Source organism: Pseudomonas sp. GNP014, from assembly GCF_054344005.1.
Map to the genome: position 1 here is coordinate 135612 of NZ_JBTGUS010000001.1, position 25940 is coordinate 161551.

Consider the following 25940-nt stretch of genomic DNA (forward strand, 5'->3'; position numbering starts at 1 on the left):
TCAGCTGTTTTTTTAGTTATTTCACACTATTTTTACAAGCTGAAGTTTTGCACATCGCCGGCTGTTTGCCCCAACAACGGCAAAATACTTTTGAAGTACTGCGGATCGGCACTGGTCCAAAATCTGACCGCCCGGTTCGGGCCCTCGGCAAGCAGATCGCGCTCGGCCAATAACCGCCGAAGTTGTCGCGCCACTGCCGCGCCGGTGTCGATCAGGCTGATGTCCGCCGGAATCATCGACTTGAGCATCGGCTTGAGAAAAGGATAGTGGGTGCAGCCGAGAATGATCGTGTCACAACCATTGGCCAGCAGCGGTTCGACGTAGCCTTGCAACATCTGCCGCAACTCGGCGCTGTGCAGGTCGCCGCTTTCGATCAGCTCGACCAGACCGGGGCATGGCTGGGTAATGACGCGCACATCCGTGGCGAAACGATCAAGCAAAGCGGCGAATTTTGCGCTCTGCAAGGTGCCGGTGGTGGCGAGTACGCCGACCACGCCGCTGCGGGTGGCCGCCGCTGCCGGCTTGACCGCAGGCTCCATGCCGACCATCGGCCAGTCGGGGAAGTCGCGGCGCAATTCGGCAACCGCCGCCACCGTGGCGGTGTTGCAGGCGATCACCAGCGCCTTGGCGCCCTGCTCACGGAAAAACCCGGCCATCACGCTGCAACGCTGGCGAATGAACTCCGGGGTTTTCTCGCCGTAGGGGATGTGTCCGCAATCGGCGAAGTACAACAGCGATTCATTGGGCAGCAAGTGCTGGATTTCCGCCAGCACCGACAGGCCGCCGACACCGGAGTCGAACACCGCGATCGGTGCGTCACGCATGAGCCGATCCACAGACACTGCATCCCGGATCGCGCTTGACCCGCAGTTCACGGAAACGCGAACCCAACGCATCGATCAACAACAGCCTGCCCACCAGCGGCTCACCGAAACCGACCAGTACCTTCAAGGCTTCCAGCGCTTGCAGGCTGCCGACCAGTCCCACGAGCGGCCCGACCACGCCGGCTTCGCTGCAGGTCAGTTCGGCTTCGCTGCCGTGCCCGTATAAACAGTGGTAGCAAGGGCTCTCGGGACGTCGCGGGTCGAACACCGACAACTGCCCCTCAAGACGAATCGCCGCGCCGCTGACCAGCGGTTTGCCCGCAGCCACACACGCAGCGTTGACCGCCTCGCGCGTCGAAAAATTATCGGAACAATCGAGCACCAGATCCACCGCCGCCACTGCCGCGGCGAGGGAGTCCTCGCCCAGCGCCTGACGATGGGCGATCAGCCGAATCTCGGGGTTGATCGCGCCCAGTCGCTTGAGCGCCGAGTCGACCTTGCTCATGCCGACGCTGTCGGTGTCATGGATGATCTGGCGCTGCAGGTTGGTCAAGTCGACCGTGTCGAAGTCCGCGAGATACAACTCACCGACCCCCGCCGCCGCCAGATACAACGCAACCGGTGCACCGAGCCCGCCGAGGCCGACGATCAACACGCGGCTGTCTTTGAGCTTCAGTTGGCCGTCGATGTCGATGTGTTGCAGGAGAATCTGCCGACTGTAACGCAGCAATTCCTGATCATTCAGCACGGCAGGCGCCCCAGGCTGATCCGTTGATGGCCGCCCAGATCGGTGCGGCTGTGGACTTCTTCGAAACCGCGGGTCTGCAGCAAATCGCGCACGGCTTCGGCTTGATCATAGCCGTGCTCGAGCATCAGCCAGCCACCCGCCTCCAGATGCTCCGGCGCCTGGGCGACGATCAGGCGCAGATCGTCGAGCCCGTCCACGCCGGCAACCAGAGCGCTGGCCGGCTCGAAGCGTACATCGCCCTCGACCAGGTGCGGGTCTGCCGCCGCAATATAGGGCGGGTTGCTGATGATCAATTGAAACCGCTGGCCTGCCAGTGCGCTGAACCAGTGACTGCTCAACACCGTGGCGTTGTCCAGGTGCAGACGCTGGCGATTGCGCTCGGCCAGGGCGACGGCTTCCAGCACCCGATCGACCGCCGTGACACGCCACGCCGGACGCTCACTGGCCAGCGCCAAAGCAATCGCGCCGCTGCCAGTGCCAAGGTCGAGGACTTTGGCCGGGGTCGCGGGGAGCAATTGCAGCGCGGCTTCCACCAGCAACTCAGTGTCCGGACGCGGGATCAGCGTGTGCGGCGCCACTTCGAGATCGAGTTTCCAGAAACCTTGCTGCCCCAGAATATAGGCCACCGGCTCGCCACCACGACGCCGTTGCAGGTATTCGGCGAACGTCAGCGCGGCCTCTGTCGGCACGATGCGCTCGGGCCAGGTGTGCAGAAAGCTGCGCGACTTGCCCAGCGCAGCAGCGAGGAGCAATTCGGCGTCCAGACGCGCGGTGGGCGAGTCCGGCAATTCGGCGGCGCGCAACAGGCTGGCAATGATGGTCATTTATTCACCTATCGCTGCGAGTTGGTCAGCCTGGTATTCGGCCAGCAAAGGCTCGATCACCGCTTCCACGCCACCGGCGAGAATTTCATCCAGGGAATACAGGGTCAGGTTGACGCGATGGTCGGTGACCCGGCCTTGGGCAAAGTTGTAGGTGCGGATGCGCTCCGAACGGTCGCCCGAGCCCACCAGCAATTTACGCTCGCTGGCGATCGCATTGGCCGCCGCAGCGGTTTGTTGATCGTTGAGCTTGGCCGACAGCCACGCCATGGCGCGGGCACGGTTCTTGTGCTGGGAACGTTCTTCCTGACACTCAACGACGGTGCCGGTCGGTATGTGCGTGATGCGGATCGCCGAATCGGTCGTGTTGACGTGCTGCCCACCAGCCCCGGAAGAACGGTAAGTGTCGACGCGCAAGTCCGCCGGGTTGATCTCGATGGCTTCGCGCTCGTCCGGCTCGGGCAACACCGCCACGGTGCAGGCCGAGGTGTGGATACGGCCCTGGGATTCGGTGGCCGGCACACGCTGTACGCGGTGCGCGCCGGATTCGAATTTCAGCTTGCCGTAAACGTTGTCGCCTTCAATGCGGGCGATGACTTCTTTATAGCCACCGTGTTCGCCTTCGTTTTCCGAAAGGATCTCCACCCGCCAGCCACGACGTTCGGCGTAACGCGAGTACATGCGGAACAGGTCGCCGGAGAAAATCGCCGCCTCGTCGCCACCGGTGCCGGCGCGAATTTCGAGGAAGACGTTGCGACCGTCGTTGGGATCCTTGGGCAGCAACATTCGCTGCAGATCGGATTCCAGAGTGATCAGCAACTCTTTGGCTTCGCGGACTTCTTCCACGGCCATTTCACGCATGTCCGGGTCGCTATCCTTGAGCAGCGCCTGCGCGCCTTCAAGATCGCCCTGCACGCTGAGCAGCTTTTTATAGGCGTGTACGACCGGTTCGAGTTCGGCGTATTCCTTGGAGTAGGCGCGAAACCTGGCCTGATCGGCAATGACCTCGCCGTCGCCGAGCAGTGCGGTCAGTTCCTCGAAACGGTCCTGGAGGATGTCCAGCTTATTGAGCAGTGACGCTTTCATTGCGGTTTTTTATCCGAAAAGCTATCCGGTGAGCCCTCGAGGGCAAAGAGTTCCTGGGCCATGGCCAGCGCATCGAGGCGGCCTTCGGCAGAAAGCTTTTTCAGTTGCACGCTGGGCGCGTGCAACAATTTATTGGTCAGGCCACGGGCCAGTTGCCCCAGCACGTCTTCAGCGTTACCGCCGTTGGCCAACAGACGCAGGGCTTTTTGCAGCTCCTCGTCGCGCAGGCGTTCGCTCTGTTGACGATAGGCCTTGAGCACGTCGACCGCCGCCAATTCGCGCAGGCGCACCATGAAGTCGTCGGCGCCGACCGAGACCATTTCTTCGGCCGCTTGCGCTGCGCCCTGGCGACTCTTGAGGTTTTCGGCGACGACTTCGTGAAGATCGTCGACGCTATAGAGGTAAACGTCGTCGAGCTCGCCGACTTCCGGTTCGATATCCCGAGGCACGGCAATGTCGACCATGAAGATCGGCTTGTGCTTGCGCTGCTTCAGCGCGCTTTCGACGGCGCCCTTGCCGAGGATCGGCAACTGACTGGCGGTCGAACTGATGACGATGTCACTGCGCACCAGTTCCGCCGGGATGTCCGAGAGCAACACCGCATGCGCGCCGAACTGCTCGGCCAGCAGGCTCGCACGCTCCAGCGTACGGTTGGCGACGACGATGCGCTTGACCCCCAGCTCATGCAAGTGGCGGGCGACCAGGGTGATGGTCTCGCCGGCGCCGATCAGCAGCGCCTGGCTGCGTTGCAAGTCGCTGAAAATCTGTTTGGCCAGGCTGACCGCCGCAAACGCCACGGACACCGGGTTCTCGCCGATCGCCGTATCGGTACGCACTTGCTTGGCGGCGTTGAACGTCGCCTGAAACAGGCGCCCGAGCAACGGCCCGATGGTGCCGGCCTCTCGGGCCACGGCGTAGGCCGACTTCATCTGACCGAGAATCTGCGGTTCGCCCAACACCAGCGAATCGAGCCCGGAGGCGACGCGCATCATGTGACGAACTGCCGCATCATCTTCGTGCACATAAGCACTCGCGCGCAGCTCGTCGAGGCTCAAATGGTGATAATCGGCCAGCCAGCGCAGCACGATGTCAGCCGACAGCTGATCCTGTTCTATATAAAGCTCACTGCGATTGCAGGTGGAGAGGATCGCAGCTTCGCGGCTGTCGGTGAGTCGGCAGAGCTGCTGCAAGGCCTCAACCAGCTGCTCAGGCGTAAAGGCCACGCGCTCGCGGACGTCTACGGACGCAGTCTTGTGGTTAATACCGAGTGCAAGGAAGGCCATTCAAGGTCGCTGATGGTGACGTGAAGCCGGCAATTGTCCTACTTCGTCAGATTCAGAACAACTATTGGATATCTATCACCCTTATTGTATCCACCGCTTGCTGCGATCCATTCTCGTTTATGTACACACCGCCCTGGCGAGCGCTGCCGAAGGCTGCACTTACACAGAGATGCGCAGATGTCTTAATTGCCTCAGCGGTTATGTTTGGCCGAAAGCTTGTGTCATGATGATCCGACCGCAGGTTAGTCGTCCTCTTCCTATATGAATAGATCTTCCGCGTTGCTCCTCGCTTTTGTCTTCCTCAGCGGCTGCCAGGCCTTGGCCCCCGTTTCGCCGGACGGCACGCCGCCGGTCGAAGGCACCACGCCCGCGCCTGAAAAGCCCAAGGTTTACAGCTCGTTCAGCGAGGAAACCGTTTTCAGCCTGTTGAGCGCCGAACTCGCCGGCCAGCGCAATCGTTTCGACATTGCCCTGGACAACTACGTGACCCAGGCGATCAATACCCAGGATCCGGGCGTTTCCGAGCGCGCTTTCCGCATTGCCGAATACCTCGGCGCGGATCAACCGGCGCTGGACACCGCACTGATCTGGGCAAAAAACGCCCCGGAAGACCTCGAAGCGCAACGCGCCGCGGCCGTGCAACTGGCACGCGCCGGGCGATATGACGACTCCATGGTCTATATGGAGAAAGTCCTGCAGGGCAAGGGCGACACCCATTTCGACTTCCTCGCACTGTCGGCCGCCGACACCGATCAGGAAACCCGCAACGGTCTGATGAAAAGTTTCGACCGTTTGTTGCAGCGTCACCCGAACAACAGTCAGCTGATTTTCGGCAAGGCCCTGCTCCTGCAGCAGGACGGCGACAACAAAGCGGCGCTGGCCCTGCTCGAAGACCACCCGCCGGAAGACGGCGAAATCGCGCCGATTCTGCTGCGCGCGCGCCTGCTTCAGCTGTTGAGCCGTGGCGACGAAGCCCTGCCGCTGCTGCAAAAAAGCATCAAGAAATACCCGGACGACAAGCGCCTGCGCCTGACTTACGCGCGCATGCTGGTCGAACAGGATCGAATGGACGACGCCAAGGCCGAGTTCTCCAGCCTGGTTCAGCAATACCCGGAAGACGACGAACTGCGCTATTCGCTGGCACTGGTCTGCCTGGAAGCCAAGGCCTGGGAAGAAGCCAAGGGTTATCTGGAAGACCTGATCGCCCGTGAGAGCCACGTCGATTCGGCGCACCTGAACCTCGGCCGCATCGCCGAAGAACGCAACGACCCGCAAGGCGCGCTCATCGAGTACGCCCAGGTCGGCCCGGGCAACGATTACCTGCCAGCGCAGTTGCGTCAGGCCGACATCCTGATGAACAACGGCAAGACCGCTGAAGCCCAGAGCAAACTGGCCGCCGAACGCGATGCCCAGCCTGACTATGCGATTCAGTTGTACCTGATCGAATCGGAAACCCTGTCGGCCAACAAACAGGACGACAAGGCCTGGAAAGTCTTGCAGCAAGCCCTGCAGCAGTACCCGGACGATCTGAATCTGCTGTACACCCGGGCGATGCTCGCGGAAAAACGCAACGACCTGGCACAGATGGAAAAGGACCTGCGCCTGATCATCAAGCGCGATCCGGACAACGCCATGGCGCTGAACGCTTTGGGCTACACCTTGTCTGACCGTACGACCCGCTACGCCGAAGCCAAGGCGCTGATCGAGCAGGCGCACCAGATCAACCCGGAAGATCCGGCGGTACTCGACAGCCTCGGCTGGGTGAATTTCCGCCTGGGCAACCTGGACGACGCCGAGAAATATCTGCGTCAGGCGCTGGAGCGCTTCCCTGATCACGAAGTGGCCGCTCACCTGGGCGAAGTGCTGTGGATCAAGGGCAACCAACGGGAAGCCAAACAGATCTGGGGCAAGTTCCTCAAGGACCAGCCCGACAGCACCATTCTGCGCAGTACCATCAAGCGCCTGACCGGATCCGAGACTCTCTAACTCATGTTTTTGCGCCACGTTATTGTTTTCAGCTTCATCGCCCTGCTCGCCGGTTGCGCGGGTTTCGGTGCTCGCGAATCGGTCGAGGGCCACGGCAGCCCGGCTCAATGGGCCGCAAACAAACAACAGTTGGCTGGCCTCGACGGCTGGCAGATCGACGGCAAGATCGGCATTCGCGCCCCGAAAGACTCGGGCAGCGGCACGCTGTTCTGGCTGCAACGTCAGGACTACTACGACATTCGCCTGTCCGGCCCGCTGGGTCGTGGCGCGGCCCGCCTGACCGGGCGTCCGGGCAAGGTGTCGCTGGAAGTCGCCAATCAGGGTCGTTATGACTCCGAGTCGCCGGACGCGCTGCTCGAAGAACAGCTGGGCTGGAAACTGCCGGTCTCGAATCTGGCCTGGTGGGTGCGCGGCCTGCCGGCGCCCAACAGCAAAAGCCGTCTCAATCTGGACGCTAACAGCCGCCTGGCCAATCTTGAACAGGATGGCTGGACAGTCGAATACACCGCCTACACCGAACAAAACGGTTACTGGTTGCCCGAGCGCATTAAACTGCACGGCACCGACCTGGACGTGACGCTGGTGATCAAGACCTGGCAGCCACGCAAGCTGGGGCAATAAGCATGACCGCAGCACGCCTGACCCTGCCGTCGCCGGCCAAGCTCAATCTGATGCTGCACATTCTTGGTCGTCGCGCAGATGGCTACCACGAATTGCAGACGCTGTTTCAATTTGTCGATTACGGCGATGAAATCACCTTCGCCGTGCGCGATGACGGTGTAATTCAGCTGCACACCGAATTCGCCGGCGTGCCCCACGACAGCAACCTGATCGTGCGCGCGGCCAAAATGTTGCAGCAGCAATCCGGTTGCACGCTGGGCATTGATATCTGGATCGACAAGGTTCTGCCTATGGGCGGCGGCATTGGTGGCGGCAGTTCAAATGCGGCGACCACTCTGCTGGGGCTCAACCATCTCTGGCAGTTGGGCTGGGATGAAGATCGCCTGGCCGCACTGGGCCTGTCGCTGGGTGCCGACGTGCCGGTTTTCGTCCGTGGCCATGCAGCGTTTGCCGAAGGTGTGGGCGAGAAACTGACCGCGGTCGATCCCGAAGAACCGTGGTATCTGGTGCTCGTGCCGCAAGTCTCTGTAAGTACGGCAGAAATTTTTTCCGATCCTTTGTTGACACGTAACACGCCGCCCATTAAAGTGCGCCCCGTTCCCGAGGGAAACAGTCGAAATGACTGCTTGCCGGTGGTTGCAAGGCGTTATCCAGAAGTGCGTAACGCGTTGGATTTGTTAGGTAAATTTACCGAAGCAAAGCTCACCGGAACTGGAAGTTGTGTGTTTGGGGGCTTCCCAAGCAAAGCTGAAGCTGATAAAGTCTCGGCCCTTCTGACAGAGACCCTTACAGGGTTTGTAGCAAAAGGCAGCAACATTTCAATGTTGCACCGCAAGCTGCAAAGTCTGCTCTAAAGGAACCAAGTGCTCGGCACTTGATGCAACAGATACAGGGGCGTCGCCAAGCGGTAAGGCAGCAGGTTTTGATCCTGCCATGCGTTGGTTCGAATCCAGCCGCCCCTGCCATTTTCTATACTCATCCAGGTTACCCTCAGCCTCTAGGTACTGCGCGTGTCCAAGATGATGGTCTTTACGGGGAATGCTAACCCCGATCTGGCTCGGCGTGTTGTACGTCAGCTGCATATCCCTCTCGGTGACATCTCTGTCGGTAAGTTTTCCGACGGCGAAATTACTGCCGAGATCAATGAAAACGTTCGCGGTAAAGACGTTTTCATTATTCAGCCGACTTGCGCCCCGACCAACGATAACCTGATGGAACTGGTAGTGATGGCTGATGCCTTCCGCCGCTCCTCAGCTACTCGTATCACTGCTGTTATTCCTTATTTTGGTTATGCCCGTCAGGATCGCCGTCCGCGTTCCGCACGTGTGGCTATCAGCGCGAAAGTCGTCGCTGACATGCTTACCGTAGTCGGCATCGACCGTGTTCTCACGGTTGATCTGCATGCTGACCAGATTCAGGGCTTCTTCGATATTCCGGTAGATAACATCTACGGCTCCCCGGTTCTGGTGGATGACATTGAAGATCAGCGCTTCGAAAACCTGATGATCGTGTCCCCGGATATTGGTGGCGTCGTGCGTGCACGTGCCGTTGCCAAATCCTTGGGCGTGGATCTCGGGATCATCGACAAACGCCGTGAGAAAGCCAATCACTCTGAAGTGATGCATATCATCGGTGATGTCGAAGGGCGTACCTGCATTCTGGTCGATGACATGGTCGATACCGCCGGCACCCTGTGCCACGCGGCCAAGGCCCTGAAAGAGCATGGCGCAGCCAAGGTCTTTGCCTACTGCACACACCCTGTGCTGTCGGGTCGGGCCATCGAGAATATCGAAAATTCCGTGCTGGACGAGCTGGTGGTGACTAACACCATCCCGCTGTCCGCTGCAGCACAAGCCTGTGCACGTATCCGTCAACTGGATATCGCACCGGTTGTTGCCGAAGCGGTTCGCCGCATCAGCAATGAAGAATCGATCAGCGCGATGTTCCGTTAAGGGCCCTGCCCTTCTCGAAATGTCTCGTTGACGAAAAGCGCCCCGCCCCGGCATTCCTGCCGGGGCGGGGCTTTTTTGCCCATACCGTGTTTGGCGCTGGTCGCAAACGCCACTCGGTCATGGCTATTTTGGAGATACAAAATGAACGAATTTACTCTGAATGCTGAAGTGCGTTCCGACCTGGGGAAAGGTGCGAGCCGCCGCCTGCGTCGTCTCGCCGCTCTGGTTCCAGCTGTTGTTTACGGTGGCGAAAAAGCCCCTGAATCCATCAGCATGCTGGCCAAAGAAGTTGCCAAACTGCTCGAAAACGAAGCGGCTTACAGCCACATCATCGAGCTGAACGTTGGTGGCACCAAGCAAAACGTAATCATCAAAGCTCTGCAGCGTCACCCGGCCAAAGGCCACGTGATGCACGCTGACTTCGTACGCGTTGTCGCTGGCCAGAAACTGACCGCTATCGTTCCTGTGCACTTCATCAACGAAGCTGCTCCAGTGAAGAAAGGCGGCGAGATTTCGCACGTTGTTGCTGAAATCGAAGTGACCTGCCTGCCGAAAGATCTGCCTGAGTTCATCGAAGTCGACCTGGCTGACGCTGAAATCGGTTCGATCATTCACCTGTCGGACCTCAAAGCTCCTAAAGGCGTTGAGTTCGTTGCTCTGGCACACGGCGATGACAAGGCTGTTGCCAACGTCCACGCTCCACGTGTTGCTCCAGAAGCTACCGAAGAAGGCGCAGCAGAGTAATTCACTCTGTTACGCCGGAGTGAGCAAGTAACATCGCGGACTGGAACGTAGCGAGAAAGCGGGCGAGAACGCGGAGTTTACATTCATGGTAAATGAGCAATTTTCGTCCACTTTCGCCGCAGCCTCCGATTGCGGCGATGTTATCCACCACTCCTAGGAAGGGCCCCTATCGTGACTGCCATCAAACTGATCGTTGGCCTGGGAAATCCAGGCGCCGAATACGAACAGACCCGGCATAACGCAGGGGCCCTTTTTGTTGAGCGCATCGCTGCCGCGCAAGGTGTGAACCTTGTGGCCGATCGCAAGTATTTCGGCCTGACCGGGCGCTATTCGCATCAGGGTCAGGATGTTCGTCTGCTGATTCCCACCACCTACATGAACCGCAGCGGCCAGGCCGTGGCGGCACTCGCCGGTTTCTTCCGCATCAAGCCTGAAGAAATCTTGGTGGCGCATGACGAACTCGACTTGCCTCCGGGCGTCGCCAAGCTCAAACAGGGCGGCGGCCATGGCGGTCACAACGGGTTGCGCGACATCATCGCGCAACTGGGTAATCAGAATACGTTCTACCGCCTGCGGCTTGGCATTGGCCACCCGGGCGTTGCCAGTATGGTTTCAAATTTCGTCCTGGGTCGTGCGCCACGCGCCGAACAGGAAAAACTCGATGCCAGCATCGACTTTGCCCTCGGCGTGCTGCCGGATATCCTCGCCGGGGAATGGAACCGCGCGATGAAAAACCTGCACAGCCAGAAGGCCTGACTCTAATCCGAGGGGAAACACCATGGGATTCAATTGCGGCATCGTCGGCCTGCCTAACGTCGGCAAGTCCACCCTGTTCAACGCCCTGACCAAATCCGGTATCGCGGCCGAGAACTTCCCCTTCTGCACCATCGAGCCGAACAGCGGCATCGTGCCGATGCCCGATCCTCGTCTGGAAGCCCTGGCGGCCATCGTCAATCCGAAGCGCATCCTGCCGACCACCATGGAATTCGTCGACATCGCAGGCCTGGTGGCCGGCGCGTCGAAAGGTGAAGGCCTGGGCAACAAGTTCCTGGCCAACATCCGCGAAACCGACGCCATCGCTCACGTGGTGCGCTGCTTCGAAGATGACAACGTGATCCACGTGTCGAACAGCGTCGACCCGAAGCGCGACATCGAAATCATCGACCTGGAACTGATCTTCGCCGACCTCGACAGCTGCGAGAAGCAACTGCAGAAAGTCGCGCGCAACGCCAAGGGCGGTGACAAGGACGCCGTGGTTCAGAAGGCTCTGCTGGAGCAACTGATCGCACACTTCACCGAAGCCAAGCCGGCGCGCAGCCTGATGAAGAACATGAGCGCTGACGAAAAGGCCGTGATCAAAGGCTTCCACCTGCTGACCACCAAGCCGGTCATGTACATCGCCAACGTCGCTGAAGACGGTTTCGAGAACAACCCGCACCTGGACGTGGTCAAGGCCATTGCCGAGGAAGAAGGCGCGATGGTGGTTCCGGTCTGCAACAAGATCGAAGCGGAAATCGCCGAGCTCGATGACGGCGAAGAGAAGGACATGTTCCTCGAGGCCCTGGGCCTGGAAGAGCCTGGCCTGAACCGCGTGATCCGCGCCGGCTACGAAATGCTGCACCTGCAGACCTACTTCACCGCCGGTGTCGAAGAAGTCCGCGCCTGGACCGTCAAAGTCGGTGCCACCGCACCTCAGGCTGCTGGCGTGATCCACACCGACTTCGAGAAAGGCTTCATCCGCGCCGAAGTGATCGCCTACAACGACTTCATCCAGTACAAGGGCGAAGCCGGTACCAAGGAAGCCGGTAAATGGCGTCTGGAAGGCAAGGATTACATCGTTAAAGACGGCGACGTGATGCACTTCCGCTTCAACGTCTAAGCAACACCGTTCAAGAAAAAGCCGCGTTTGATACGCGGCTTTTTTGTGCCTGAAATAATCTCCGCCACACCACCTGACAATTTGTGGGAGCGAGCTTGCTCGCGAAAGCGGAGTGTCAGCAAAGCATTCGTCGACTGACACGACGCCTTCGCGAGCAAGCTCGCTCCCACAGGGGATGTTTGTGGGATCAGGCCTTTTTGGTGCGTGGCAGGAAAATCGCCAGTACGCCAAATAGTGGCAGGAACGAACACAGGAAATACACGTACTCAATCCCGTGCACATCCGCCAGGTGCCCCAGCAACGCCGCACCAATCCCGCCAAACCCGAACATCAAACCAAAAAAGATCCCGGCGATCATCCCGACATTGCCCGGCACCAGTTCCTGCGCGTACACAACGATCGCCGAGAACGCCGAGGCGAGGATGAAGCCGATGATCACGCTGAGAATGGTGGTCCAGAACAGATCGACGTGGGGCATGAGCAGCGTGAACGGTGCCACACCGAGGATCGAGAACCAGATCACCGCCTTCCGCCCGATCCTGTCGCCGATCGGCCCGCCGAAGAACGTACCCGCCGCCACCGCACCAAGAAACAGGAACAGGTGCAACTGCGAACTGGCCACCGACAGGTCGAACTTTTCGATCAGGTAAAACGTGAAGTAACTGGTCAGGCTGGCCATGTAGAAATACTTGGAGAACACCAACAGCCCCAGCACTACCAACGCACTGGTCACCCTGCCCTTCGACAGCCCATGAGTCGCCGCCTGGCCGGCCTTGAGTTTGAACAGGTTCAGGTGATGGGCATACCAGCGACTGATGCGGTACAGCACGAACAGCGCAAATACCGCGAACAGACCGAACCACGCGACGTTGCCCTGACCGAACGGAATGATGATCGCCGCCGCCAGCAACGGGCCGAAAGCGGAACCGGCATTACCGCCCACCTGGAAAGTCGATTGCGCCAGACCAAAGCGCCCACCCGAAGCCAGTCGCGCAATCCGCGAGGCCTCGGGGTGGAACGTCGAGGAACCGATTCCGATCAGCGCCGCCGCCAGCAGAATCAACGGGAAACTGCCGACCACCGACATCATCACGATGCCGATCAGCGTGCAGATCGAACCTGCCGGCAACAGCCACGGCTTGGGATGCCGATCGGTGTGATAACCGACCCACGGCTGCAACAGCGACGCGGTCAGTTGAAAGGTCAAGGTAATCAGGCCGACCTGAGTGAAGCTCAAACCGTAATTGGCCTTGAGCATCGGATAGATCGACGGCAACACCGACTGAATCAGGTCATTGATCAAATGCGCCAGCGCGACCGCGCCGATGATGCGCATCACTAACGGGCTGCTTTGGGGAGGAGCGGACGCTGAGGCAGCGGCGGTCTGAACGTTGCTGATAGCCATGGGAATTCCGGACAGCAGATGGGTGCGCGCAGGCAAGTGCGTCAATGTGCCATTTTTCGGTGCGTGAACGCCATCCCCTTAGCCAGCTAACTAACTGACTGATCGTCGACTGCAAGGTGATAGCGCAACGCCATGGTCTGAATCTTGCCTTGCTTCTCCCCTTGAACGCGGCGCCCTTACAAAGGGCACCGACAATGGGAAGTTTCGCTACAGAGCCGGCCCACAGAGCGGGCGAGAGTGAACTTTCGAGGCCTTTTAGCAGGGCACCCCATCAACGTCGCAAGACCGCGATGCACGCCGATGGTGCGTGGTGTCCAGAGGAGTCATGAGGCATGCAGGCTTTCCTTTCACCGGGGATCAAATTGCTGGGGCGGTTTGGCTTCGCAGGTAAATTCCAGTTGTTGTTTCTGCTGTTCATTCTGCCGTTGGCCGGCAGCCTGTTGATGATCGGCCAGGACTATCGCGACAAGCTCAATCTGATTTCCGGCGAACGCGCCGGTGTGCGCCAGTTGCTCGCGCTCGATGCGCTGGACAACCTGCTCGCCGCCCAACGTGACCGCGCCGCCCGCTGGCGCGCCACGGAAACCAATCGCCAACCGACGCCGGCCACCCTCGCCGCCATGGGCTCGTTCGATGCGGTACAACCGGCCGTCCTGCAAGCCACCACCGATTTGGGCACTGCACTGAAAAATGAAGGTGCCGAGGGCGAAACACTCACCCGCTATCAGGCGCTGCAAACCGCACTGAACGGGTTGGATTCGAAAAGCCTCAGCGGTGTCGGTTGGTGGCCGGACGGCTACGACCGATTCACCAACGCCCTCAGCGCGCTGCAAGCATTACGCGAACAGATTGTCATGGATAACCGCCTGACCCTCGCGCCGTGGCTGGAAACCTATCTGCTGACGCAGATCTCCACGCAGCACGCGCCGGATCTGATCGAGCGCGTCGGACGTCTGGCAGCGGTCGGCCAGGCCTCGGTAGTCTCCGGCCAGTTCACCCTGCAAAGCCGTTTGCAATTGCGCGACTTGCGCAGCCGTATCGGCGATGCCCGCGAGCAACTGGTCAAAACCGCCACGCTGCTCGAAGCGCGCCTGCCGAAAGATCAGCAACGCTGGGCCAGCCAATACCACGACAGCCTGAAACACCTCGACAGCGGCTTGAAGGTCCTTGATGACGGCGTGTTCGGCGGCAGCATCAACCTCAAGCCGGACGACTTCGAACGCAGCCTCGACGCCTTGCTGAGCGACCTCGCCGCCCTGCGCCAGCAATCACTGGTGGCGCTGGATCAACGGCTTGACGCCTACCACAGCTCGGCGATTCGCCAATTCATCATGGTCGCGGTGATCTTTGGCTGCCTGCTGCTCGCAGCGTTGTACCTGTTTATCTGCCTGCAAGCCTCGATCCGCCGCAGCGCCAGCGGCATCACCCTGCTCGCTGAAGCCCTGCGCGACGGCAACCTGAGCCTGCAAGTGCCCGTGGTCGGTCGTGATGAGCTGGCGGCGATCAGCACTGCGCTCAACGTGGCCGTGGTGCAGTTGCGCAGCAGCATGCTCGGTGTCGATCACGAGACCTCGCAACTGAGCAACGCGGTGCGCAGCCTCAACGAACACTCCAGCGGCGCCCTCAGCGAAGTCGAAGCGCAGCAATTGCAGATCAGCCAGATCGCCGCCGCTGCGACGCAATTGGCCGCCACCTCGCAAGGCGTGGCGCAAAGTTGCGAACAGGCCTCCGGCAGCGCTCAGCACACCCGGCGCATTGCCACCGACAGCAGCCGTGACAGCCAGCGCACCACGGCAAGCATTCAGCAACTCAATCAACGCTTGAACGACACTGCCGCAGCGCTGGGCCGGGTTAGCGAGCAAGGTCAGCAGATTCAACTGGTGGTCGACACCATTCGCGGTGTTGCCGAACAGACCAATCTGCTCGCGCTCAACGCCGCCATCGAAGCCGCGCGTGCCGGTGAACAGGGTCGCGGGTTTGCCGTGGTCGCCGACGAAGTGCGCAGTTTGTCGCAACGCACGCAGTCGTCCACCGCGCAGATCGCCGGTACCGTTGACAGCTTGCGTGCCACGGTCAATGAAGCGGTGAGTCTGATGGAAGCCGCGTGCGGGCAAGCGCAAACCGATGCCGAGTCGGTCACCGGTCTGGGTGAACGTTTGGGCGAAATTGCCAGCGCGGTGCAGAGCGTCACCGATACCCTGGCGCAGATCGCCACGGCGGTTGAGGAACAGGCGAGCACCGCCGACGAGGTCAGCGCCAATATCCAGCAGGTCGATCAAGCCGCTGTGCGATTGCTCGAAGGTGCGCGGGCGGTGAATCTGGCAGCAGACACCTTGAGTCAGGGCAGCGATGCCTTGAGCGCGAATACCGCAAGATTTCAGCTGCGTTGATGCCCCGCCCGGCCCGGATTTCGCGGGCCGGAGGATAAGCGGTTGAAAATAAGAAGAAATATTTTAAATTTACGCTTGACGCTTTTCCATTTCAGGGGAATAATGCGCGCCACTTGGCTACATAGCTCAGTTGGTTAGAGCATAGCATTCATAATGCTGGGGTCCGGGGTTCAAGTCCCTGTGTAGCCACCAAGTACTAAAAACGGCTTACCGAAAGGTAGGCCGTTTTTTTATGCCTCGAGAAAAGTCTCGGTAATCGGTTACTTCAAAATATCCTTCTGTTCGTTGCTCGTTTTGGTCGCTGCCTGTGCGATCAAGGCGTCGAGCATCTGCGCAATGACCTTCTGTTGGACCTTCGAAAGCTCATTGATGGACTGCAGCCGTCGATACCACGTCGAGGTCAAGCTGCGTCTGGGCGTCTCCGTGTACGAGGGAACCCCGAGCAGGTCTTCAACAGGCACGCGAAGCGCAAACGCCACCTTCACCAGTGTCGTGACCGGCATGCTGCGCGTGCCCTCCTCGTAGCCCTGAAAGGTTTGCCGGGAAAGACCTAAAGCCCTTGCAAACCGCGTCTGTGTTATCTCGTGCACTGTGCATAAGTGAGCAATGCGACTGCCCATCGCCACCAGAAAATCGCGATCCTCATTGGAAATACTCATGACAACGGCCAACTGAAAATAGAGTTGATTGGCAACGGACTCATCCTTTTCATCTGAAATCCATCCTGGAAAAACAACAGAAAATATCCTCAAGTAAAGGCGCGTAAGTTGTCGACCTGAAAAATCTGTAGGACACATTCAGACGCGCCCTCCATCCAAAGCGAAAGACTACAAGCGCGAAACACCGCTGGTTCATCTGAATCAATCACCAATCAACAAGCCGAGAGAGCGCTGTAGGAAACAGGTCCGATTCAGGTACGAATTGGATTTTTCGTAAAACCAAGCGCCTGAAACTTACCCCATCGGTTTGCCCGAATTCCCCATTGACCGACAAGCTTCCCTGGCTCGATTCAAAGCCATACAGGGAGTTGGCATGGCTCTATTCAAATCTCTCTTCGATGAAGATTGGCCTTGGGAACGTCCGAGATGGAACGGCTCGTGGGCCGCTTGGAATCCGCCTCCCCCTCCGGAGCCGGTGTACGTCGAAAAGGATGAATGGCCAACGCCCAAGCCCCGCGAAGATCAGGTATTCGCCAAGTCCTGCACTGTGGATAACTGGTGCCGAACGGACGCCGGTACGGCACCCGAACCCGCCAGCAACTTCGGCAAGGTCATGGTCGCCGGCGCCATGCTCTTGCCCTCTGCCAGCACCGCTGTCGCGACAGCGATAGGCGCCGATCTGGCCTTGGGGCGTTTGGCGGGCGGCGGGATTCTGCAACAGCGCCTCAACTGGGCAATTCGCGGCGCCGGTGGGCCGGCCAGCGTGTTCGTCCTCGGGATGCTGCCGACCCGCATGGGTGACGGCACGCTGCATACCGATGAACAACTGCGCCGCATGAGCCGCGCCGCCACTCGTGTGCGCTTCCAGTTTCGGCGTGATGCCGAAGGGGTCATGCAGGTTTACGGCATCCACTCCGGCGCTTCGGGCGATGACTCGGTGCGTACCGTAAAAGTCGAGTGGAACAGCGACAAGACTGCGATGGAGGCCAAGCTCAACGGCATCACGATTTTGTGGACGCCGCAACGCGGGCCACTCGGTTCAATGCCGCCGCTGGTCTATCCCGAACACAGTGAGCAACTGAACACGATCCTTGTTCATCCGATTCCCGAGAACACTGATACCCAGATAGAAGGCCTGCCCGGCGAGGACATTACTGCCGAGGATTGTATTCTGGTGTTCCCGGCGGACACTGGTTTGAAGTCACTGTATGTGGTGTTTTCGAGGCCGGCCAGACTGACGCCGGGTACAGTGACGGGGGTTGGCGAGGATGTTTCGGGGATATGGCTTGCTGGGGCCGGAACGGGGATCGGTGCGCCGATTCCGACACGGATTGCGGATAGGCTTAGGGGGCGGGAGTTTTCAAGCTTCGATGCCTTCAGAAGAGCATTTTGGACTGAGGTTCGTGATGATCCGGAACTGTTTAGCCAGTTCAATCAAGATGCTCAGGATCGTTTGATGTCAGGTAACGCACCCGCGGTTCGAGATAGAGAGGCTGTGGGCACGCGCGGGGTATTTGAGATACATCACGTCGAGCGGATAGCAGAGGGTGGCGCTGTTTATGACGTAGACAACCTGCGAGTCAACACACCTAAGAATCACATCAGTCAACACAAAAGACAGTGAACGCACATGAAAAAAATATCTGAATACACTGAAACCGAATTTATCCGCTTCATCGAAAAAATACGGGCAACAAACAAAAGAGGAACGGATTCGGAGCTTGGTGAACTGCTGGCACAATTCAGGCTGCTCACAGGCCACCCGGATGGAACCGACCTGATTTTTTATCCCGAACAAGGAGAAGACAATTCCGCCGAGGGGATTACGAAGGCGGTTAAGGAATGGCGCGCCGTTAAAGGACTGCCTGGTTTTAAGCAATAAGTGCTTTTTTATACGTCAAGATGATTACCGACTTTGTAGCGAGGAGATCTATCCCCTCACCACAGCGAGATGCCAAACCTAGTCAGGGCGCTCTGCCGATAGGGCTGCCAAACCCTTCACCCAGATCTGCCGCGTGCGCAAACCGACCATTGCGCGCCAATCCGGATCAGCTGGATAGAACTGCTCGAGCAGATTCAGTTTGATTTCACGTCCTACAGCATCCAGCGGATCACCATGCAAATGCAGCCAATGGTCATCGCGCAGATGCCGATGCACATCCGGCCCCGGATACGTCCCGCACTCGATCACGAATGGCATCAACTGCACGCCCGGCAGCGCATTGAGCAACGCCTGCGAGGTGTAGCCGGTAGCGGTCGCCGCGACGCCGGTTTCGCTCAAGGTGTCGGCGCCGGTGTGCAGGGTGTAAAGCCATGGACCGTAGATCGACTGGGCTTGCGCCAGCGCCGGGTACGGCGCCTGGGTGATGGTCAGCAACATCGGATGACCGTACTCACCGGCGCCGGTGTGCAGGTCGAAACACATCACGGTTTCAGCGCCAGCCAGATGCGTTTCGATGATTTGGTGCAACGTGCGATTCGACCAGCTCGGCGCGCGGCCGCCGTAGAACAGGCCATCGGGATGGCTGTGCTGACCGCCCTCGACAATCGACATCACCGCTGGCCAGCCGTGTTCTTTGATCTGCGCATCGAGCATGGCATCGGCGCGTTGGCGCTCGGGGCCATTCAAATCGGTGCAGGCGTAGATTTCATGCAGAGCGGCGTAAGCGCGGTTATCCGGCAACGGCCCGGTGAAATCCAGGTGATTGCGGTTGAGGTCGATGTTGTCTTCGTTGACTCGCCGCAGCCACGCGGTGCCCCACGGGTTGATCAAGTGCACCATGACCACCGCGACATCCTTGGGCAGCGACCCCGACACGAAGGCCTTCAACCATTCGATCTGACAATCCGAGCCGTAATAGCCCTCGACCCCGTGCGTGCCGCTGAGCGCTACCAGCCGACGTTTGGCCTGCGGATCGCCGAGCACGGCGACGTCGGTGCTCAGGGGTTCGCCGAATGGCCCGCAACGTGGATGTGCGTAGGAAGTGAGCGTGGCGCCGGCGGCATTGGCGGCGGCGATGAACTGCTCGCGTTGATCGCGGTAGCTGGACTCGGAGGGGAACTCGCTGTGCATATCGGTCTCTTGTTGATCTTGTAATTGTGGGAGCGAGCTTGCTCGCGAAAGCGGTTGTACATTCAACATTTCTGTCGACTGACACTGCGCATTCGCGAGCAAGCTCGCTCCCACAGGTGCTCAGTGCAGCTCAACGGATTGGCGGTTGACCCTAGCGAACATCCACCCCGAAAAGAAAGACAAAAATGCCCATCGGTTTGCGTCGCGACCGACCGGTCGATAAAGTCCGTCACACCTTTCACCCCACGGACGGAGAGCACCACGTGTTTCCAGCCCTGCCCCTGCGCCGCTTTCGCCTGCCGGCCCTGACGCTGCTCGTCAGCGCCCTGACCCTCACGGCGTGCAACGCCCCGCCCTCTTCGACCCTGCCGCTGGCCCCGGAAGCCGCTTCCGGTTACCGCACCGATCTGCAAACCCGTCACGCCAGCAAACACATGGCCGCTGCCGCCAATCCGCTGGCCGCCGAGGCCGGGCGCGAGATACTGCGCAAGGGCGGTTCGGCCATCGACGCGGCGATTGCCATGCAAGCGGTGCTGACGCTGGTCGAACCGCAGTCTTCCGGGATCGGCGGCGGCGCGATGATCGTGCTGTGGGACGGCAAGCAGGTACGCACCTACGACGGTCGCGAAACCGCACCGGCCGGCGCCACCGAGAAGCTGTTCCTGCAGGCCGACGGCAAACCGATGGCGTTCCCGCAGGCGCAGATCGGCGGGCGCTCGGTCGGGACACCGGGTGTGCTGCGTGCGCTGCAACTGGCGCACAAACAACATGGTCGCCTGCCTTGGGCCACGCTGTTCGAGCCGGCGATCAAACTCGCCGAGCAAGGTTTTGCGATTTCACCGCGCCTGCATTCGCTGCTGGCGTCCGACCCGATGATCCGCCATTCGCCGGACATGGCCGCGTATTTCCTCAACCGCGACGGCAGCGTCAAAGCCGTCGGCACGCGCCTGCAAAACCCGGCGCTGGCCGCCGTGCTCAAACGCATCGCCAACGAAGGCCCGGACGCGCTCTATAAAGGCCCGATCGCCGAAGAGATCGTCGCCAAGGTGCAAGGCCACGCCAACCCCGGCAGCCTGTCGCTGAATGATTTGCAAGGCTACCAGGCCAAAGAGCGCGCACCACTGTGCACCGACTACAAACGCTGGCAGGTGTGCGGCATGCCGCCACCGTCGTCGGGCGGGATCGCGGTGGCGCAGATTCTCGGTACGTTGCAGGCGCTGGAAACCCGCGATCCACGTCTTTCCCTGACACCGCTCAAACCGCTGAAAACCGACAAACCGGCCGGCATTGAACCGGATCCGCAAGCCGTGCACCTGATCGCCGAAGCCGAGCGTCTGGCCTACGCCGACCGTGCGCAATACGTTGCCGATACCGACTTCGTGCCGGTGCCGGTCAAAGGCCTGGTCGACCCGGGCTATCTCGCCAGCCGCGCCAGCCTGATCGGTGAACGCAGCATGGGCAGCGCCAAACCGGGCACCCCGCCGGGCGTGCAAGTGGCCTACGCCCCGGACCGCTCGCCGCTGCGCATCTCCACCTCACAAGTCGTCGCGGTAGATGACCTCGGTGGCGCGGTGTCGATGACCACCACCATCGAAGCCGCGTTCGGCTCGCACCTGATGGTTCAGGGTTTTCTGCTGAACAACCAGATGACCGACTTCTCGTTCATCCCCGAAGAGAACGGGCAGAAAGTCGCCAACCGCGTCGAGCCCTTAAAACGCCCGCGCTCGTCGATGGCGCCAACGCTGATCTTCGATCGCAACAGCGGTGAATTCGTCGCCACGGTCGGCTCGCCGGGCGGTTCGCAAATCATCGAATACGTGGCGAAAACCACCGTCGGCCTGCTCGACTGGAACCTCGACCCGCAAAGCGCCATCAGCCTGCCCAACTTCGGCAGCCGCAACGGCCCGACCGAACTGGAACAAGGCCAGTTCAGCCCGGTACTGATCCAGGCGCTGAAAGACAAAGGGCATGCGGTGAATGAAATCGACATGACCAGCGGCACCCAGGCCATCGTGCGGGTCAAGGATGCGCAGGGGAAAGCGTCGCTGGAAGGTGGCGCGGATCCGCGGCGGGAAGGCGAAGCGCTAGGGGATTGAGGCTAGGACGCAAAAAAAAGGCTTACCGCGAGGTAGGCCTTTTTTTGCAACTGATTAACTCGGGAGATCACTCGGCTCAGCGATTAGCCACCAGATGCGCCCCAAACAGCAAATAACAACCACCGGCCAAGCGATCCAGCCATTGCCGCGAACGTTCATACACACCGGCAATCCGCCGGCTGGCGAAGAACAGCGCCACGCAGCAATACCAGCTGAACGACAACGTCGCCATGGTCAGCACCGCCAGCGCCAGCAACAGTGGCGGGATGTGAGCCGGCATGGCGGTGGCGAAAATGGTTGCGACGAACAGTGCGGACTTGGGATTGGTCATGTTGCCCAGAAAGCCCCGCCCGTACGCGCCAAGCAATGTCTGCTCCGAGGCATCGAGCGTGCCCGGGACGATCGGCGCCTTGCGCTTGAACTGCTTGAGCCCGAGGTAGATCAGGTAGCAGCCACCGGCGATCTTGAAGCTCAGGTACAGCGTCGGCGCGGCACTGAACAGCGACTGAATGCCCAAGCCACCCGCCAGCCCCCACAACACGGTTCCGCTGGCCACGCCGAGCGCAGCGACAACGCCATGACGGCGGGAACGGCTGACCGCCAGTTGTGCGATGTTGAAGAAATTCGGGCCGGGCGTGACCACGGCCACCGTCCACAACAGGGCCAACGACAGCAATGGCGCCAGATAACTCGAAAGGGAAAGATCCATGGGGCATGCGCCTGATTGGCTTGACGATGCCCTCCACCTTGCAACATCCGGCAATATTTTGCCATCAGCCCGCTAACGTCTTACCCACCACCGCATCACCAATCTTCAGGAAATGCCCGCCCGCCACGTGGTGCAAGGTGCGCAAACCATCGTGCCCTTCAAAATGCCAGCGCCCCTCACTGAACACTCGCTCGTCGGCGTGGGCGGCGATGACTTCGGCGAGGAACAGGTCGTATTGCTCGTGGTTGCGCGGCTCCGGGAGCAAACGGCATTCGAGCCAGGCGACGCAGCCCTCAAGCAGCGGCGCTTCGACTTGTTCACCGGCAAAGGTCTGCAAGCCGTAAGCCTGAAACTTGTCTTGCCCTTGGGCTTGGCTGATTTCCAGGCCCGACGTATTGCCGACGGTTTGCACGATGTCGGCCTGATTGGCGCACGGGACGTTGAGCACAAAGGTGCCGGACGCTTCGAGCAACTGGCGGGTCCAGGTGGACTTATCGAGAACGACCGCGACTTTCGGCGGTTCGAAATCCAGCGGCATCGCCCAGGCGGCGGCCATGATGTTGCGCTTGCCATCATGGGCGGCGCTGACCAGCACGGTCGGCCCGTGGTTGAGCAAACGGTAGGCTTTGTTCAGGGGCACCGGGCGGCGGTGGGAATCGCTCATGGGGATCAGCTCCGGGGGAAAAGGAGCCGATTGTAGCGCCAGACCACAGAAAGAAGGCGGGCGAAAAACCTGTGGGAGCGAGCTTGCTCGCGAAGGCGAAAGGTCAGTCACATCAATGTTGAATGACACACCGCTTTCGCGAGCAAGCTCGCTCCCACAAGGGATCAGTGCAGGTCAGTGAGTCAGTTGATTGGCGAACTGGCCGACGGCATCCACCACTTTCTGCGCGCCGTCCTGAATCTCGACAATCACCGTCCCCGCCTCTGCCGCCAGCGCCAGGCCTTGTTCGGCCTGCAGCTTGCCATCGGTCATCAGGGCCACGGCGTTGCGCGCCATTTCCTGGTTCTGCCGCACCACACCGACGATCTCTTCAGTCGCCTGACTGGTGCGCGACGCCAGTTGCCGCACTTCGTCGGCCACCACCGCAAAGCCGCGACCCTGTTCACCGGCGCGGGCCGCTTCGATGGCGGCGTTGAGCGCCAGCAGGTTGGTTTGCTCGGCAATACCGCTGATGGTCTTGACGATGGTGCCGATCACCTGCGACTGCTCGTTCAACGCTTCGATGCCCTCACCGGCAGCTTGCATGTGTCGCGACAGATCACGCATCACGTTCACCGCTTCTGTGACCACGGTGGTGCCACGTTGCGCGGTGCTGTCGGTTTGCTGCGAGGTGCTGTAGGCAATGCTCGCCGCGTCGGCAACCGCTTGTTCGCGATTGACCTGATCGGTGATCACCGTGGCGAACTTCACCACTTTGTACAGTTTGTTGTTGGCATCGAGCACCGGGTTGTAGGACGCCTCCAGCCACACCGTACGACCATGGCTGTCGACCCGCTTGAAGCGCTCGGCGACGAACTCACCGTTGTTCAGACGACGCCAGAAGTTCTGGTACTCGGCGCTGTTGTACTCCTCAGGCAGACAGAACATCCGGTGATGCTTGCCCTTGATCTGCGCCAGGCTGTAACCCATGCCGCTGAGGAAGCGTTCGTTGGCGTTGAGCACGTTGCCGTTGAGGTCGAACTCGATCACCGCCGTGGAGCGCACCAGCGCACCGATCAGGTTTTCATGTTCGCGGGAAGCTTCGATGGTGCGGGTCAGGTCGCTGGAGAAGATCGAGAAATGCCTGATCCGCCCGTCCGAGGAACGCACCGGCTGCACAATCGAACGCAGCCACGCCTCCTCGCCATTACCGCGCATCAGGCGCACGGCCCCGGCGAAATGTTCACCACGGGTCAGCGCAGCCTTGAAACGATGATGGAACTCATCGGCCTTCACATGCGCCGGGACAATGTCCTCAATCGCACGGCCAATCAGGTCGTGGCTTTTGTAGAGCATCTCGTTGAGGAAGTTCTGGTTGACCGACTGCACGCGTCCGTCGGGCTCCAGAGTCAGCACCAGCATCTCGCTTTCCAGGCTGTCCTTGACTTGAAGGAGGCTGGACAGTTCTTCACGAAGAGCGGCCAGCTCTTGCTTCAGGCGTTTGTTGAACATGGGAAAGTACCGATGGCTGGGTAGAAAGCGGGATGCAGCCTAACCATCGGCCTTGGAAAAGTTTTCTGAAGAGCGATTGCGACCCGTCAGTCGAAAAAAGTCATGGCGTTTACAGTCAGGCAGTTCCCGCCACCTGACACGGGCCCGTGCGCGGCATCCGCGAACCGAAATAAGCCGCGCTGACAACGCCAACCACGCCCATCACCGCACAGAACATCACACAGATCCACGGACTCCACGGCATCAGCCCGATCAGCAATAGCGGGGTGATGCTCGCCCACGCGGCGTAGGCAATGTTGTAGGTGAAGGAAATGCCCGACACGCGAATACGCGCCGGGAACAGCCCCACCATCACCGAAGGCACCGCACCGACTACGCCGCAGGCAAGACCGGCCACGGCGTAAGCCAGACCGACCCAATTGCCGCCCATGATCAGGCAGCCGTAAAGCACGCCAATGCCCAGCGGCAGCAGCAGGCTATAGAGCATCACCGTGCGCCAGGCGCCCAGACGGTCGACCAGCAGCCCGGCGATTACACAGCCGATATTGAGGAACACGATGCCCAACGCGCTGAGGGCAAACGTATGGCTGGCGGTCATGCCGAAGGTTTTCTGCATCATGGTCGGCGTAATGACCACGAACACCACCACTGCCGAGGTCAACACGCAGGTCAGCAACATGGCCGGCAACATCGCCAGACGATGCTCGCGCAGCACGGTGCGCAACGGCAGTTCGACCCGCGCTTCGCGCTGCGCTTCCATGGCCATGAACACCGGGGTTTCGCTCAACCAGCGGCGCAGGTACACGCCAATCACGCCGAACACGCCACCGAGCAGGAACGGATAACGCCAGGCGTAATCGAGGATTTCCGCCGGGGTGAACACTTGGGCAAGGAAGGTCGCGGTCAACGCGCCAATCAAGTAACCGAACGTCAGCCCGGCCTGCAAAAAGCCCAAGGCATAACCGCGATGGCCGGCAGGCGCGTGTTCGGCGACGAACACCCAGGCACTCGGCACCTCTCCGCCCACCGCCGCGCCTTGCAGAATGCGCAGCGCCAGCAACAGCAACGGCGCGAAATAACCGATCTGCGCATAGGTCGGCATGATGCCAATCAGCAGACACGGCAGCGCCATCATCAGGATGCTCAGGCTGAAGACTTTCTTGCGCCCGAGTTTGTCGGCGAAATGCGCCATCAGAATCCCGCCCAGCGGCCGCGCCAGATAACCGGTGACGAAAATCCCGAAGCTTTGCAGCAACCGCAGCCACTCGGGCATTTCGGGCGGGAAGAACAACTGGCTGAGGGTCAGGGCGAAGAACACGAAAATGATGAAATCGTAGATCTCCAGCGCCCCGCCAAGGGCCGCAAGGCCGAGGGTCTTGTAGTCGGAACGGCTGAACGGTGCCGGTCGGGCTGTGGATTGGGCAGTCATGGCAAAGCACTCTGGCAGGCAAAAAACCAAGGCGCTCATGGTCTACGCAAAAGCACGGATGGACAACCCGTTAGACCATA

23 protein-coding genes, 2 tRNA genes and 1 pseudogene are annotated in these 25940 nt (G+C 60.2%); 13 read left to right on the forward strand and 13 right to left on the reverse strand.

All coding sequences use genetic code 11. The features are described 5' to 3' along the window. Nucleotides 1–32: 32 nt before the first annotated feature. The 5 genes from murI to hemA are packed head-to-tail and all read right to left on the reverse strand — an operon-like array spanning nt 33 to nt 4762. Nucleotides 33–824: a glutamate racemase gene (gene murI, locus ACXX9E_RS00645; protein WP_222834306.1), complete on the reverse strand. Its 792-nt coding sequence runs from the start codon at nt 822–824 to the stop codon at nt 33–35. After that, on the reverse strand, nt 817–1572 hold the full coding sequence (locus ACXX9E_RS00650; RefSeq protein WP_458554920.1) for a molybdopterin-synthase adenylyltransferase MoeB: 756 nt from the start codon (nt 1570–1572) through the stop codon (nt 817–819). The genes murI and ACXX9E_RS00650 overlap by 8 nt, the downstream gene beginning before the upstream one ends. Further along, complete coding sequence (gene prmC / locus ACXX9E_RS00655; RefSeq protein ID WP_458554921.1) at nt 1566–2396, reverse strand: peptide chain release factor N(5)-glutamine methyltransferase; 831 nt, start codon at nt 2394–2396, stop codon at nt 1566–1568. Before prmC ends, ACXX9E_RS00650 begins: the two co-directional genes overlap by 7 nt. Beyond that, nucleotides 2397–3479, reverse strand: a complete 1083-nt coding sequence (gene prfA, locus ACXX9E_RS00660) for a peptide chain release factor 1 (protein WP_123463031.1) — start codon at nt 3477–3479, stop codon at nt 2397–2399. Beyond that, a complete protein-coding gene (hemA, locus tag ACXX9E_RS00665; protein WP_102356846.1) occupies nt 3476–4762 on the reverse strand; it encodes a glutamyl-tRNA reductase in 1287 nt (428 codons plus the stop codon). Before hemA ends, prfA begins: the two co-directional genes overlap by 4 nt. 261 nt (nt 4763–5023) lie before the next feature. Here hemA and ACXX9E_RS00670 point away from each other — a divergent pair, with 261 nt between their 5' ends. The 8 genes from ACXX9E_RS00670 (at nt 5024) to ychF (ending at nt 11944) form a co-directional block, all read left to right on the forward strand. Further along, entirely contained in the window at nt 5024–6748 is a 1725-nt protein-coding gene (locus ACXX9E_RS00670; RefSeq protein ID WP_123463029.1) for a tetratricopeptide repeat protein, read from the forward strand. Nucleotides 6749–6751: 3 nt separating this feature from the next. Then, entirely contained in the window at nt 6752–7369 is a 618-nt protein-coding gene (gene lolB / locus ACXX9E_RS00675) for a lipoprotein insertase outer membrane protein LolB (RefSeq protein WP_128614697.1), read from the forward strand. Between the two features lie 2 nt (nt 7370–7371). Beyond that, on the forward strand, nt 7372–8223 hold the full coding sequence (ispE, locus tag ACXX9E_RS00680) for a 4-(cytidine 5'-diphospho)-2-C-methyl-D-erythritol kinase (RefSeq protein ID WP_123463025.1): 852 nt from the start codon (nt 7372–7374) through the stop codon (nt 8221–8223). Nucleotides 8224–8259: 36 nt separating this feature from the next. After that, a tRNA-Gln gene (locus ACXX9E_RS00685) sits at nt 8260–8334 on the forward strand. 45 nt (nt 8335–8379) lie between these two features. Further along, nucleotides 8380–9321, forward strand: a complete 942-nt coding sequence (locus tag ACXX9E_RS00690; RefSeq protein WP_003171603.1) for a ribose-phosphate pyrophosphokinase — start codon at nt 8380–8382, stop codon at nt 9319–9321. A 141-nt stretch (nt 9322–9462) separates the two neighbouring features. Continuing rightward, complete coding sequence (locus tag ACXX9E_RS00695) at nt 9463–10065, forward strand: 50S ribosomal protein L25/general stress protein Ctc (RefSeq protein ID WP_123463023.1); 603 nt, start codon at nt 9463–9465, stop codon at nt 10063–10065. Between the two features lie 171 nt (nt 10066–10236). Further along, on the forward strand, nt 10237–10821 hold the full coding sequence (gene pth / locus ACXX9E_RS00700; protein ID WP_003228164.1) for an aminoacyl-tRNA hydrolase: 585 nt from the start codon (nt 10237–10239) through the stop codon (nt 10819–10821). 22 nt (nt 10822–10843) lie between these two features. Next, nucleotides 10844–11944 carry a redox-regulated ATPase YchF gene (gene ychF, locus ACXX9E_RS00705; RefSeq protein WP_103306068.1) on the forward strand — a complete coding sequence of 367 codons (1101 nt, stop codon included), beginning with the start codon at nt 10844–10846 and terminating at the stop codon, nt 11942–11944. A gap of 187 nt (nt 11945–12131) precedes the next feature. Here the strand turns inward: ychF and ACXX9E_RS00710 are convergent, their stop codons facing one another. Beyond that, on the reverse strand, nt 12132–13349 hold the full coding sequence (locus tag ACXX9E_RS00710; RefSeq protein ID WP_322375580.1) for an MFS transporter: 1218 nt from the start codon (nt 13347–13349) through the stop codon (nt 12132–12134). 332 nt (nt 13350–13681) lie between these two features. On the opposite strand from ACXX9E_RS00710, the gene ACXX9E_RS00715 reads away from it, so the two are divergent. Both ACXX9E_RS00715 and ACXX9E_RS00720 read left to right on the forward strand, forming a co-directional pair. Then, complete coding sequence (locus ACXX9E_RS00715; RefSeq protein WP_458554922.1) at nt 13682–15739, forward strand: methyl-accepting chemotaxis protein; 2058 nt, start codon at nt 13682–13684, stop codon at nt 15737–15739. A 115-nt stretch (nt 15740–15854) separates the two neighbouring features. Further along, a tRNA-Met gene (locus ACXX9E_RS00720) sits at nt 15855–15931 on the forward strand. Between the two features lie 68 nt (nt 15932–15999). On the opposite strand, the gene ACXX9E_RS00725 is transcribed toward ACXX9E_RS00720, so the two are convergent. After that, nucleotides 16000–16536 carry a helix-turn-helix domain-containing protein gene (locus tag ACXX9E_RS00725; RefSeq protein ID WP_458554923.1) on the reverse strand — a complete coding sequence of 179 codons (537 nt, stop codon included), beginning with the start codon at nt 16534–16536 and terminating at the stop codon, nt 16000–16002. Between the two features lie 235 nt (nt 16537–16771). On the opposite strand from ACXX9E_RS00725, the gene ACXX9E_RS00730 reads away from it, so the two are divergent. Further along, complete coding sequence (locus tag ACXX9E_RS00730) at nt 16772–18022, forward strand: S-type pyocin domain-containing protein (protein WP_458554924.1); 1251 nt, start codon at nt 16772–16774, stop codon at nt 18020–18022. 6 nt (nt 18023–18028) lie between these two features. Beyond that, nucleotides 18029–18280: a bacteriocin immunity protein gene (locus ACXX9E_RS00735; protein ID WP_123463013.1), complete on the forward strand. Its 252-nt coding sequence runs from the start codon at nt 18029–18031 to the stop codon at nt 18278–18280. A gap of 78 nt (nt 18281–18358) precedes the next feature. Here the strand turns inward: ACXX9E_RS00735 and ACXX9E_RS00740 are convergent, their stop codons facing one another. Then, entirely contained in the window at nt 18359–19471 is a 1113-nt protein-coding gene (locus ACXX9E_RS00740; protein ID WP_123463011.1) for a DUF2817 domain-containing protein, read from the reverse strand. Nucleotides 19472–19734: 263 nt separating this feature from the next. Between ACXX9E_RS00740 and ggt the strand changes: the two genes are divergently transcribed. After that, a complete protein-coding gene (ggt, locus tag ACXX9E_RS00745) occupies nt 19735–21567 on the forward strand; it encodes a gamma-glutamyltransferase (protein ID WP_458556567.1) in 1833 nt (610 codons plus the stop codon). A 76-nt stretch (nt 21568–21643) separates the two neighbouring features. On the opposite strand, the gene ACXX9E_RS00750 is transcribed toward ggt, so the two are convergent. The 5 genes and pseudogenes from ACXX9E_RS00750 to ACXX9E_RS00770 form a co-directional block, all read right to left on the reverse strand. Then, nucleotides 21644–22276 carry a LysE family translocator gene (locus ACXX9E_RS00750; RefSeq protein ID WP_128613633.1) on the reverse strand — a complete coding sequence of 211 codons (633 nt, stop codon included), beginning with the start codon at nt 22274–22276 and terminating at the stop codon, nt 21644–21646. Between the two features lie 64 nt (nt 22277–22340). Continuing rightward, complete coding sequence (locus ACXX9E_RS00755) at nt 22341–22940, reverse strand: flavin reductase family protein (RefSeq protein WP_458554925.1); 600 nt, start codon at nt 22938–22940, stop codon at nt 22341–22343. Nucleotides 22941–23114: 174 nt separating this feature from the next. Continuing rightward, entirely contained in the window at nt 23115–23723 is a 609-nt protein-coding gene (locus ACXX9E_RS00760) for a methyl-accepting chemotaxis protein (protein WP_371921212.1), read from the reverse strand. Beyond that, nucleotides 23703–24431, reverse strand: a pseudogene (locus tag ACXX9E_RS00765) (PAS domain-containing protein); the annotation flags it as partial. The pseudogene ACXX9E_RS00765 and the gene ACXX9E_RS00760, both read right to left, overlap by 21 nt. Before the next feature lie 115 nt (nt 24432–24546). After that, the gene (locus tag ACXX9E_RS00770) at nt 24547–25860 is read right to left on the reverse strand and encodes an MFS transporter (RefSeq protein WP_267805483.1); all 1314 of its coding nucleotides are present in this window, start codon (nt 25858–25860) and stop codon (nt 24547–24549) included. Nucleotides 25861–25940 lie beyond the last annotated feature (80 nt).